This is a genomic window from Sphingomonas sp. URJC2, from assembly GCF_059803575.1.
Window position 1 is genome coordinate 1 of sequence record NZ_JAPFGX010000037.1, and the last position, 11,916, is coordinate 11,916.

An 11,916-nucleotide genomic window follows, 5' to 3' on the forward strand; every position below is an offset into this window, starting at 1 on the left:
CCCCCACCCGGCCTCCCATAGCGTATCCTGCCGTTGGGAGGCCGGGTGGGGGTGCGGGCCGGTGCCGTTCTTCCCAACGAACAACCCCCGGTGCCGCGCACACCGCGCGATACCGGCTCAGTCCTTCCAGCCGAAAAAGCAAAATCCCGGCGGCACGTTCCACAGCTCGAGCGAACGGTCGATGCGGGGAAAGGCCGGGGCCAGCCAGCGCAGCGCCTTGCCCGAAAACTGATAGACCAGAAACGCCCCGCCCGGGCGCAGCACGGCGGCGGTGGCGGTGGCGATCCTGGCCGCCACACCCTCGGGCAGCGTCGAAAATGGCAGTCCGGAGACGATGTAATCGGCCGCATCATGGCCAAGATCGGCGATGATCTGTTCGACATCGGCCGCCGATCCGCGCACCAGACACAGCCGCGGATCGACGATCTCGCGCTTCAGATAATCGATGAAATCGGGATTGGGATCGATCGCCACCAGCACCGCGTCGGCGGGCAGGCGGTCAAGGATCGGCCGGGTAAAGGTGCCGACCCCCGGCCCATATTCGACGAACAGCCGCACCCGCCCCCAGTCCACAGGGGCCAGGATGCGCGCGATCAGCCGCTGCGACGACGGCACGATCGATCCGACCATGGCCGGTGCCTTCAGGAACCCGCGCAGGAACAGCACGGGCGGCAGCCGGAGCAACGCGGCGAGCCCGGGGATGCGCGATTTGCGGCGGGCGGTGGAAACGGGCATCGTCTCTCCTGGACGGGGGCGCGCGTGCGTCGCAAATCCGCCCCCCAAAGGCAAGCCGGGCAAGCCCCGCGCGCGGCAGGCGGTTTCGGGCACCGGCTGAAAGACCAAGGCTTTACAGCGCCGGCCATTGCCCTATCGGTTCCCCGGCAATGGCGGATCATGGTGACAGGAACATGCCGGCTGGCGAAAGCGAGCCGCTGAGCGGCAGCAAGGAAGCGCCGCCGTTCAAGCTGCTGTTCGTCGTGATGCTGGTGATCGCCGCCGGCAACACCGCGCTGCAATCGGTGCTGCCGGCGATCGGCCGGTCGCTCAAAGTGCCCGACAGCGCGGTCGCGGCGGCATTTTCGGTGTCGGCGCTGGTCTGGGTCATCGCCGCGCCCTTCTGGGCCGAACGGTCGGATCGGGCCGGGCGGCGGGCGATGGTGCTGCTCGGGCTGTTCGGCTTCATCTCGTCAGTGTCGCTGTGCGGGGCGTTTCTGGCCGCCGGCATCATCGGCTGGATCGCGCCCGGCGTCGCCTTTGGCGCGTTCATCCTGGCCCGCATGCTCTATGGCGGCTTCGGCGCGGCCGCGCCTCCCGCGGCCCAGGCCATTGTCGCCGCGCACAGCAGCCGCGAAGAACGCACCGGGGCACTCACCCTGCTCGCTTCCGCCTTCGGGCTGGGGACGATCCTCGGGCCGGCGCTGGCGCCGTTTTTCGTGCTGCCGGTGGTCGGGCTGGCCGGGCCGGCCTTTGTGTTTTCCGGCATCGGCGTGATCGTGCTCGTCTATGCCTGGGCGCGGCTGGGCGACGACCAGCCGGCAGCCGCGCACGGGGCCGCCGCCAGCTATCCGTCGATCGGCGGCGAGCCGACCGGGGCGAGCGTGCGCGCGGCGATGGCCGAGGGCCGCACCCCGCCGATGAAGCTCACCGAACCGCGCATCTGGCCGTGGATGCTGACCGGGCTGGTCGCCGGCCATGCGCAGGCGATGACCGGCCAGGCGATCGGCTTTGTCGTGCTCGACCGGCTCGGCCTGTCGACCATGGCCGCCGCCGGGGCGACCGGGCTGGTGCTGATGACCGGCGCGGGCGCGGCGCTGCTTGCGCAATGGGGGCTGATTCCGACGCTCAAGCTCAAGCCCCGCGAACTGGCGCTGTGGGGGGCGCTCGTCTCGGCGGCGGGCTGTGTCGTCACCGGCTTTGCAACGTCGCTGCACATGCTGTGCGTCGCCTATGCGCTCGCGTCGCTCGGCTTCGGCTTTCTGCGCCCGGCCTTCACCGCCGGGGCGTCGCTCGCTGTCGGCAGCGACGAGCAGGGCGCGGTCGCCGGGCGGACGACGGCGGTCAACGGCGCGTGCTTCGTGCTCGGCCCGTCAATCGGCGTCGGCATGTATGAAATCTGGCCACCCCTGCCCTATCTGGCCGCCGGGGCTGCGCTGCTGGCGCTGCTGCCCTATCTCGCCGCGCGGCTGGCACGCTGATCCCCCGCCGGAACCAAAAAAAGGCCGGTCCAAACGGACCGGCCGAAAAAGTTTTTAGGAGAGGATGCCTGAAAGGCCCGTCCTATGTGCAGTGCAGCATGAGTTTGTGCAAGTGCGAAGTGCGAAAGATGCATTGCATAAACTGCAATCATGTTATGGGGCGGAAACGAGCGGCGCCGGGGCCGCTATGAACTGGGGGGACAGGGGGTGCGCCGGCTTCCGCCGATGACCGCAATCGAGGCATTTCAGCAGGTCGCACGGCTCGGCTCGGTCAAGGCCGCGGCGGAAGAGCTTGCGCTCTCTTCCCCTGCGCTCAGCCGCCGCGTGCAGACGCTGGAACGGTTTCTGGGCCGGCCGCTGTTCGACCGGCTGCCCCAGGCGATGCGGCTGAACAGCGACGGCGAAAAGCTGATGGACGCCATCGCCCCGCATCTGTCGGGGCTGGCCCAGGCGATCGAGGGGTTTACCAGCAGCGCCCCGGTGCTCCGGCTGCGGCTGGGGGTGCTGCCATTGTTCGCAACGCAGCAATTGCTGCCGCTGCTGCCCGAGCTGCGCGCCGCCCATCCCGAACTGCATCTGGACATCGACACTGCGCCGCACAGCCTGTCGCGGCTGGGCGATGATCTCGACGCGACGATCTGGCTGGCGCGCGACATCGATCCGGGGCTTTACGCCTATCGGCTCGACCGCAACCAGATTTTCGCCATCGGCGCGCGCAGCATGACCGAGGGGCCGGACGCGCTTCGCCATCCGCGCGATCTGGCGCGCACCACCGTCTTCCTGCACCGCGATCTGCCCGATGCGTTCGACGCCTTTTGCGCCGCACTCGGCCTCGGGCGGATCGAGCCACAGGCGATCGACCATTATGATTCGGGGCAGCTGATCCTGGAGGCGGCGGCGCAGGGGCTGGGCGTGGCGATGATGCACGAAAGCCATTTGCGCAACGCCAATGACCCGCGCCTCGTCAGGCTGTTCGACGTGTCGGCAACCAGCCCCTACAGCTATTGGTTCGCGTGCCGCCCGCGTGCGCTGCGGGCACCGGCGGTCGCGATCTTCCACCGCTGGCTGACCGGACGGTTCGGCGACGGCGCGAACGCCGCGGCCTGACCGGTCAGGCGGCGCGGCGCTGGGTGGCGCTCAGCCAGGCGCGGGCCTGACGCTGCGCCTCGGCGATCTCGCGCGCGGTCATTTCCTCGGCGATCTCGGCCCGGCATTGCTGGGCGCGGGCAAGCCCCGCCAGCGCCGACAGGTTGAACCATTTATGCGCCTCGATCAGGTCGACGGACAGCCCGCCCGCCCCCGATGAATAGGCAATCCCAAGTTCGAAACAGGCCTGCGCGTCACCGCGCGCAGCCTCGCTCAGTCGCGATTCAATCAGAAACGCCGCACTCTTGTAGCTGCTGCCCATAAGGCCCCCTCCGCTTGCTACCTCGGACAGGTTTGGGCGGCGGGGCTGAAAAAATGGTTAACGCGCGCTCAGGGACGTGCCGGGGTGGTTGCGGTGCGGGCCGGTGCCGTTCTTCCCGATCAGAACACCCCGTTCAGGCGGGCATCACCGCGATATTGTCGATCAGCCGCGTCGTCCCCAGCCATGCGGCGGCGAGCAGCCGGGCCGGGCGGTCGAGCCGGTCGAGCGGGGCCAGCGTGTCCGCATCGGCGAGCGCGACATAATCGACCGGGCCGAATCCGGCGCGGACCAGCGCCGCTTCGGCGCGCGCCAGCGCCTCGGCAACATCGCCACCCGCCGCAATCGCCCCCGCCGCCTCGCCCAAAGCGCGCGGCAGCGCCCGGGCCTGGGCGCGCTCCTCCTCGGTCAGATAGGCGTTGCGCGACGACAGGGCGACGCCGTCCTCCTCACGCTCGGTCGGCACGCCAACAATCTCGATCGCGAAATCAAGGTCCGCGACCAGCCGGCGGATGACCGCCAGCTGCTGATAATCCTTCTCCCCGAACAGCGCGATGTCGGGGCCGACCTGATTGAACAGCTTGGCGACGACAGTGGCGACGCCGTCGAAATGGCCGGGCCTTGCCGCGCCCTCGAGCGGTGCGGTCACGCCGGTGATGGTGATCGAACTGGCAAAGCCGGCCGGATACATGGTGTCGACCTCGGGCGCCCAGAGCAGCTGGCACCCCGCCTCGGCCAGCATCGCCTGATCCTTGGCCAGCCGGCGCGGATAGCGGTCCAGATCCTCATGCGCGGCAAACTGGCGCGGATTGACGAAGATCGACGCGACGACATGGGGCGTGCGGCGGCGCGCCTCTGCGATCAGCGCGATATGGCCGGCGTGCAGCGCCCCCATTGTGGGGACGAGCGCGACCGGCTGGCCATCGGCGCGCAGGGCGGCGACCGCCTCGCGGAGCGCATCGATCTGACGGATGGTTTGCACGGCTGGACGGCCTCCGATATGGGCGGCGCTGAATAGGGGGCCGGATAGCGGCCATCAAGACTCTTCAAAGGGCCGAGCCGGATCTCATGTCTGCCGATCGCACGCATATTATTGTTTTTGCTAATGAAAAAGGCGGAACTGGCAAATCGACCACCGCCGTTCATGTCGCGGTCGCTCTCGCCGCGCAGGGCCGGCGCGTCGCCGCACTCGACCTTGATCATCGCCAGCGCACCCTGGCCCGCTATCTGGAAAACCGCGCCGCGACCGCCAAGCGCCGGCAGGTCGATCTGCCGACGCCGCGCGTCGACACGCATGGCGAGGGCGACGAACAGGCGTTTCTGGCCAGGATCGCGGCAATGTCCGAGGGGGCGGAGTTTCTGGTCATCGACACGCCCGGCCGCGACGATCCGATCGCACGGCGCGCGGCATCGCTTGCCAACACGCTGGTCACGCCGATGAACGACAGCTTTGTCGATTTCGATCTGATCGGGCAGGTCGACCCCGAAAGCTACAAGGTCAGCCGGCCAAGCTTTTATTCCGAACTGATCTGGGACGCGCGCAAGGCCCGCGCCAAGGCCGATGGCACGACCATCGACTGGGTCGTGCTGCGCAACCGCCTGCAGCATATCGAGGCGCGCAACATGCGCCGCGTCGGCGAAGCGCTGACGGCGCTGGCGCGGCGCGTCGGCTTCCGGCTGATCCCGGGGCTGGGCGAGCGCGTGATCTATCGCGAGCTGTTCCCAAGCGGGCTGACCATGCTCGACATCGGCCAGATCCAGGATGTCGGGCTGGGCCATGTCGCCGCCCGGCAGGAGCTGCGCGAGCTGGTGGCGGGGCTGGGCCTGCCCGAGGGGGATCAGGCGGCGACCACCAGCAGCGCCGGGGCCTGATGGCCAAGCTGGTCACGCTGCTGGCGCTGGCCGGGTTCGTCCTGCTGTGGTGGCGGGGCCGGTCGCGGCGCATCCGGGCGGGACACGAAGGGGGCAGGCGTATCGGCAGCGACGGCCCGCCCGCCGCGGCGCTGGCCGAGGCGCGGCAGCTGCTGGGCGTTGCCGCCGATGCCGATGCGGCGGCGATCCGGGCCGCGCATCGCCGGCTGATGGCGCGGGTCCATCCCGATGCCGGGGGCAGCGCGGGGCTGGCCAATCAGGTCAATGCCGCACGCGACCTGTTGCTGGCTGAACACGAACGGAGCGGCAACAATTAAGGTGTAAGGGAGCGGCCGATCGGCGCGCTGCCCGAACAGGAGGTTTGATGTCACATCAGTTTCACGCCAGCTGCCTGCGCGAATACGACATTCGCGGGGTCATCGGCCAGACGCTCGGGGCCGAGGATGCCTATGCGATCGGCCGCAGCTTTGCGACGCTGCTGCGCCGCGCCGGGGGCACGCGGGTCGCGCTCGGCTGGGACGGGCGCGACAGCTCGCCGATGCTGGCCGAGGCGCTGACGCGCGGGCTGACCGACAGCGGCTGCGCAGTGGTGCGGGTCGGGCTGGGCGCGACGCCGATGCTTTATTTCGCCGAAGCGGTGCTCGACGTCGATGGCGGCATCCAGATCACCGGCAGCCACAATCCGCCAAGCTATAACGGCTTCAAGATGGTGTTCCAGCACCGGCCGTTCTTCGGGGCGGACATTCAGGAAATCGGCCGGCTGGCCGCCGCCGGGGACTGGCTGGGTGCGGACGGCCCGGCCGAGGTCAGCGATATCGAGATCCTCGACCGCTATGTCGCGCGGCTGGTGCAGGGCTTTGCCGGCGGCGCGTTCCGCATCGGCTGGGACGCCGGCAATGGCGCGGCCGGCCCGGCGCTCGAAAAGCTGGTCAGGCTGCTGCCCGGTGAGCATCACCTGCTCTACACCGATGTCGATCCGGCCTTTCCCAACCATCATCCCGATCCGACCGAGGAAAAGAATCTGGCCGATCTGAAGCGGCTGGTGGCCGACAAGGGGCTGGATTTCGGCATCGCCTTTGACGGCGATGGCGACCGCATCGGCGCGGTCGATGGCGAAGGCCAGGTGGTGTGGGGCGACCAGCTGCTCGCCGTGCTTGCAGAGGCGGTGCTTGCCGATCTGCCCGGCGCGACGGTGATCGCCGATGTGAAGGCCAGCCAGGCGCTTTACGACCGCATCGCCGAGCTGGGCGGCACGCCGCTGATGTGGAAGACCGGCCACAGCCTGATCAAGTCGAAGATGAAGGAAACCGGCGCGCCGCTGGCCGGGGAGATGAGCGGGCATATCTTCTTTGCCCATGATTATTACGGGTTCGACGACGCGCTCTATGCCGCGGTGCGGCTGATCGGCGCGCTGACGCGGGCGGGCCGCTCGCTCGCCGATCTGCGCCGCGCGATGCCGCAGATGATCAACACGCCCGAAATGCGCTTCCAGGTCGATGAAACGCGCAAATTCGCCGTTGTCGATGAAGTGCTGGCGCGGCTGGAAAGCGAAGGCGCGACCGTCGACCGCACCGATGGCGCGCGCGTGACCACCGCCGATGGCTGGTGGCTGCTGCGTGCATCGAACACCCAGGACGTGCTCGTCGCCCGTGCCGAAGGCCGGTCGGAGGCAGGGCTGGACCGGCTGGTCGCGCAGATCGACGATCAGCTTGGCCGGTCGGGCATCGTGCGCGGGCCGCAGGCCGGGCACTGACGCATCCGCGCGCCGGGCGGAACCGCCCGGCGGCTCGGAAAATGCGTCAAACCAAAGACCTGGAGCGCCCTAGCCGGCGAGCGGGATCAGCACCTCGTTGCGGCGCATTGCCGCCGCGACGAACGGGCTGTTGTAAAATGCATATTCGGCCGCCCCGCCGGTCAGGCCGCGCGCCGCCAGCCAGGCGCGCAGATCGGCCTCGCGCCGGGTGAGCGCGGCATCGTCGACACGGCCGTTGAAGCGGATCGCCGCCACCCGCCGCGCCGGGACATCGGCAATGTCGACCCCGGCGGCCGGGGCAGGCAAAGTGTCGCGGCGATAGCCGGCGGGCATGATGAAGCGCGTGCGCCAGCGGCCGGGTGCTGCGGCATCGTGGAGCACGGGCGCGGTCATCGCGATCTTCTCGCCCTCGCGCGACTTGGCGAAGATGTAGCGGGCGAGCTTGCGAAAGCCGCGATCAAGGCTCGATTTGCGGTCGCCCGGGTCTTCGGACTGGGCGACCAGCAGCGCCGGATAGTCGCGGATCTCGATCGCCCCGGCGCGTTCGACCACCCTGTAACCGGGCTGCGCCGCCCGCGCCTCGCGCCGCGCATAGAGATAGGCGCTCGCCGCCACCGCCGCGACGCCGCCGATTGCCAGCCACCGTCCCCATTTCGCCATCAGTCGTCCTCGTCCTCATAGCCGCGAATGTCGAGCGCGCGCGCCCTGATCTGGCGGGTGGCGCACCAATGGACAAGCGCATCCTCGCGGCCATGCGTCACCCACACTTCGCGCGGCGCGATTTCGATGATGGTCGCGCACAGCTCGTTCCAGTCGGCATGGTCAGACACGATCAGCGGCAGCTCGACATTGCGCTGGCGGGCGCGCTGGCGGATGCGCATCCAGCCCGATGCCATCGCGGTCAGCGGATCGGGCAGGCGGCGGCTCCAGCGGTCGTTGAGCGCGGCGGGCGGGCAGAGCACGATATGCCCGGCCATGTCGGCGCGCGCCGCCCCCGCAACCGGGCGCAGCTCGCCCAGCGCGACGCCGTGCGCGGCATAAAGCGCGCACAGCCGCTCCATCGCGCCGTGCAGATAGATCGGCGCATGATGGCCGCGCAGCCTGAGTTCGGCGATGATCCGCTGCGCCTTGCCAAGCGCATAGGCGCCCAGCAGCACCGCCCGGTCGGGATTGGCATGGACGGCGGCGAGCAGCCGGTCGATCTCGTCGCCGGTATCGGGATGGACGAACACCGGCAGGCCGAACGTCGCCTCGGTCACGAACACGTCGCAGGCAACGGGTTCGAACGGCAGGCAGGTGGGATCGGCGCGGCGCTTGTAATCGCCCGACACGACGATGCGTTCGCCGCGATGGTCGAGCACGATCTGCGCCGAGCCGAGCACATGGCCGGCGGGCACGAAGCGGATGGCGACATCGCCCAGCGTCAGCGCCGCGCCATGATCGACCGGCACCGCCTGTTGCGGGCCGTAGCGCGCGTCCATGATCGCCAGCGTCGCCGGCGTCGCCCAGACACAGCCATGGCCGCCGCGCGCATGATCGGCATGGCCATGGGTGACGAGCGCGCGCGGCTTGGGCCGCGACGGATCGATCCATGCATCTGCGGCGGGGATGTAGATGCCCTCGGCGCGCGGCTCGATCCAGTCGCCGAGGCGCGCCATGGCGTGGTTCAGCCGGCCGTGCGCGCCCCGCCCCGGGCGGCGAGCGCCGCCCCGGCCAGCGCCGCCGCCAGCCGCGCGGCATAGCCCGGCAGGATTTCGGCCCAGGGCGCAAGCGCGATATTGCCCAGCCCGGCGAGCAGCGCGATGTCGATCGCGAAGAAGAACAGCGCCACCAGCGCCCCGCCGAACAGCGCCGTGCGCCGGTCGCGGCCGCGCCCGATCCACCAGCCGAGCAGCACCATGATCGGCACGCCGGTCGTCAGCGCAATGGTCGGCGCGGCGGCGTTGGCATAATCGACATAGGCCTGCTGCCCCTGCCCCGGCGCGACCGCCAGCGCATAGACAAGCACCCAGACGACGCTGGCAACAACGCCCAGCACGACGGCGAGAATGGCAAGCCCGAAGGCGCGCGGCGCAATCTGTCCCATGGCTTCAGGCCATTAATCCCCCGCCGCACGGATCGCAAACCGTTATCGCCCCCCCCCGATCGCCGCGCCCGATGGCAGCCAGAGATCGTGGCCGGGGGTTGCGCGCCGCGCCCCGGCGCTTCACTGGACAGACCATGGCCGACACGGGTGCCGCCACCCCGCCCTCCCTGCATCCGCGCCTGCCGGCCCGGATCGCCGACTGGTTCGCCGCGCGCGGCTGGGTGCCGCGCCGCCACCAGCTCGACATGCTCGACGCCGCGGCGGCGGGCCGCCACGCGCTGCTCGTCGCGCAGACCGGGGCGGGCAAGACGCTTGCCGGTTTCCTGCCGACGCTCGTCGATCTGGCCGAGGATCCCGGCGATGGGCTGCACACGCTTTATGTCTCGCCGCTCAAGGCGCTGGCGGTCGATGTGCGGCGCAACCTGATGACGCCGATTGCCGAAATGGGCCTGAACATCAGCGTCGAAACGCGCAGCGGCGACACGCCATCGGACCGCAAGGCCCGCCAGCGCGCGCGCCCGCCGCACATCCTGCTGACGACGCCCGAGTCGCTGAGCCTGTTGCTGTCCTATCCCGACAGCGCGGCGCTGCTGGCGACCGTCAGGCGGGTGGTGATCGACGAGGTTCATGCCTTTGCCAGCGGCAAGCGCGGCGATCTGCTGGCGCTGTCGCTTGCACGGTTGCAGGCGCTGGCCCCGGCGCTGCGCCGCACCGCCCTGTCGGCAACCGTCGCCGATCCCGATGCCTATCGCGCCTGGCTGGCACCTTATGGCGACATCGATTCGGTCGCGCTGGTGACCGGCGATCCGGGCGCGCCGCCAGACATCCGGATCGTCATTCCCGATGACCGCATCCCCTGGGCCGGGCATAGCGGCCGTTATGCGGCGCGGCAGGTGATGGCCGAAATCGCGCGGCGGCGCACGACCATCGTGTTCTGCAACACGCGCAGCCTGGCCGAGCTGATCTTTCAGGACCTGTGGACGCTCAACGACGCGCAGCTGCCGATCGGCATCCATCATGGCAGCCTGTCGGTCGAGGCGCGGCGCAAGGTGGAAGAGGCGATGGCCGCCGGGCGGCTGCGCGCGCTCGTCGCCACCGCCTCGCTCGATCTGGGCGTCGACTGGGGCGATGTCGACTGCGTGATCCAGATGGGCGCGCCCAAGGGATCATCGCGGCTGTTGCAGCGCGTCGGGCGCGCCAATCACCGGCTCGATCAGGCGTCGGAGGCGCTGATCGTCCCCGGCAACCGCTTCGAATATCTGGAGGCGCGCGCGGCGGTCGATGCGGTGGCCGAGGCCACGCTCGATCAGGAACAGTTCCGGCCGGGTGCGCTCGACGTGCTCGCCCAGCACATCATGGCCTGCGCCGCTGCCGCGCCGTTCGACGAGGCGGCGCTGCTCGACGAGGTGCGCGCCGCCCTGCCCTATTCGGCGCTGACCGCCGAGCTGTTCGCGCAGGTGATCGGCTTTGTCGCCTCGGGCGGCTATGCGCTCAAAAGCTATGACCGGTTCCGCCGGCTGGCCCGCGACGCCGACGGGCGCTGGCGCGTCAGCCATCCGGCCTTTGTCACCCAGCACCGGCTGAATGCGGGCATCATCGTCGAGGCAGCGATGCTGAACGTCCGCTTCCGCAACGGCCGCAGCCTCGGGCGGATCGAGGAATCCTTCGCCGCGACTTTGGGGCCGGGGGACACATTCTTCTTTGCCGGGCTGACGCTGGAGGTCGAGCGGGTGGAGGCCGAGGATGTGGTGGTGCGCGCCACCAGCCGCCCGGCGCGGGTGCCGACCTATGGCGGCGCGCGCATGCCGATTTCCAGCCACCTGGCCGACCGGGTGCGCGCCTTTCTCGCCGATCCTGCGATATGGGCGCGCTTTCCCGCCGATGTGCGCGAATGGCTGGACATGCAGGCCCGCCGCTCGCGCCTGCCCCGCCCCGGCGAGCTGCTGGTCGAAACCTTCCCGCGCGAGGGGCGGCACCACCTCGTCGCCTATACGTTTGAAGGCTGGAACGCCAACCAGTCGCTCGGCATGCTGCTGACGCGGCGGATGGACAGTCTCGGGCTGCAACCGCTCGGCTTTGTCGCCAGCGACTATGCGCTGGCGACGACCAGCCTTGCCCCGATCAGCGATCCCGCCGCGCTGTTTTCGCCCGACATATTGGAACATGAGTTCGTCGAATGGGCGCAGCAAAGCTCGCTGCTCAAGCGCGCGTTCCGCGAGGTCGCGGTGATCGGCGGGCTGGTCGAGCGCCAGCATCCCGGCAAGCGCAAGACCGGACGGCAGGTCAGTTTTTCGACCGACCTGATCTATGACGTGCTCACCCGCTATGAACCCGATCACCTGTTACTCAAGGCGGCATGGGACGATGCCCGCGCGCGGATGACCGATCTCGGGCGGCTGGCGGCGCTGCTCGAACGCGCCGGGCCGACGATGCTGCACATGGATCTGGAGCGGGTCAGCCCGCTGGCGGTGCCGGTGCTGGTGCTGATCGGGCGCGAGCGCGTCGCCGCGCGCGGGGTCGACGATCAGCTGCTGATCGAGGCCGAGGCGCTGGCGGCCGAGGCAATGCGCGCCGATTGACGCGGTGCCGATCCGCCCGTGCAGAC

At 69.7% G+C, this 11,916-nt stretch carries 12 protein-coding genes; 6 read left to right on the forward strand and 6 right to left on the reverse strand.

The window, feature by feature from the left end; genetic code table 11:
• Positions 1-117: 117 nt before the first annotated feature.
• Positions 118-735, reverse strand: coding sequence for a class I SAM-dependent methyltransferase (locus OPU66_RS12020; protein ID WP_498553889.1), 618 nt, complete (start codon positions 733-735; stop codon positions 118-120).
• A gap of 173 nt (positions 736-908) precedes the next feature.
• On the opposite strand from OPU66_RS12020, the gene OPU66_RS12025 reads away from it, so the two are divergent.
• Both OPU66_RS12025 and OPU66_RS12030 read left to right on the forward strand, forming a co-directional pair.
• A complete protein-coding gene (locus OPU66_RS12025; RefSeq protein WP_498553915.1) occupies positions 909-2,195 on the forward strand; it encodes an MFS transporter in 1,287 nt (428 codons plus the stop codon).
• Between the two features lie 207 nt (positions 2,196-2,402).
• Positions 2,403-3,302, forward strand: a complete 900-nt coding sequence (locus OPU66_RS12030; RefSeq protein ID WP_498553890.1) for a LysR substrate-binding domain-containing protein — start codon at positions 2,403-2,405, stop codon at positions 3,300-3,302.
• Positions 3,303-3,306: 4 nt separating this feature from the next.
• Here OPU66_RS12030 and OPU66_RS12035 read toward each other — a convergent pair whose 3' ends face one another.
• Both OPU66_RS12035 and panC read right to left on the reverse strand, forming a co-directional pair.
• Positions 3,307-3,603: a hypothetical protein gene (locus OPU66_RS12035; protein WP_498553891.1), complete on the reverse strand. Its 297-nt coding sequence runs from the start codon at positions 3,601-3,603 to the stop codon at positions 3,307-3,309.
• A gap of 133 nt (positions 3,604-3,736) precedes the next feature.
• Positions 3,737-4,582 (reverse strand): pantoate--beta-alanine ligase, encoded by an 846-nt coding sequence (gene panC, locus OPU66_RS12040; protein WP_498553892.1) that lies wholly within the window; start codon positions 4,580-4,582, stop codon positions 3,737-3,739.
• Between the two features lie 86 nt (positions 4,583-4,668).
• On the opposite strand from panC, the gene OPU66_RS12045 reads away from it, so the two are divergent.
• The 3 genes from OPU66_RS12045 to pgmG are packed head-to-tail and all read left to right on the forward strand — an operon-like array spanning position 4,669 to position 7,225.
• Positions 4,669-5,472, forward strand: a complete 804-nt coding sequence (locus OPU66_RS12045) for a division plane positioning ATPase MipZ (RefSeq protein WP_498553893.1) — start codon at positions 4,669-4,671, stop codon at positions 5,470-5,472.
• Positions 5,472-5,789: a J domain-containing protein gene (locus OPU66_RS12050; RefSeq protein WP_498553894.1), complete on the forward strand. Its 318-nt coding sequence runs from the start codon at positions 5,472-5,474 to the stop codon at positions 5,787-5,789. The genes OPU66_RS12045 and OPU66_RS12050 overlap by 1 nt, the downstream gene beginning before the upstream one ends.
• A gap of 47 nt (positions 5,790-5,836) precedes the next feature.
• Positions 5,837-7,225, forward strand: coding sequence for a phosphoglucomutase/phosphomannomutase PgmG (gene pgmG / locus OPU66_RS12055; RefSeq protein WP_498553895.1), 1,389 nt, complete (start codon positions 5,837-5,839; stop codon positions 7,223-7,225).
• 69 nt (positions 7,226-7,294) lie between these two features.
• Here the strand turns inward: pgmG and OPU66_RS12060 are convergent, their stop codons facing one another.
• From OPU66_RS12060 to OPU66_RS12070, 3 genes are read right to left on the reverse strand one after another with little or no spacing between them, the layout of a single operon-like run.
• On the reverse strand, positions 7,295-7,885 hold the full coding sequence (locus OPU66_RS12060; RefSeq protein ID WP_498553896.1) for an SOUL family heme-binding protein: 591 nt from the start codon (positions 7,883-7,885) through the stop codon (positions 7,295-7,297).
• Positions 7,885-8,883, reverse strand: a complete 999-nt coding sequence (locus OPU66_RS12065; RefSeq protein ID WP_498553897.1) for a ligase-associated DNA damage response exonuclease — start codon at positions 8,881-8,883, stop codon at positions 7,885-7,887. Before OPU66_RS12065 ends, OPU66_RS12060 begins: the two co-directional genes overlap by 1 nt.
• 8 nt (positions 8,884-8,891) lie before the next feature.
• Complete coding sequence (locus tag OPU66_RS12070) at positions 8,892-9,311, reverse strand: hypothetical protein (protein ID WP_498553898.1); 420 nt, start codon at positions 9,309-9,311, stop codon at positions 8,892-8,894.
• Between the two features lie 134 nt (positions 9,312-9,445).
• On the opposite strand from OPU66_RS12070, the gene OPU66_RS12075 reads away from it, so the two are divergent.
• The gene (locus OPU66_RS12075) at positions 9,446-11,890 is read left to right on the forward strand and encodes a ligase-associated DNA damage response DEXH box helicase (RefSeq protein ID WP_498553899.1); all 2,445 of its coding nucleotides are present in this window, start codon (positions 9,446-9,448) and stop codon (positions 11,888-11,890) included.
• Positions 11,891-11,916 lie beyond the last annotated feature (26 nt).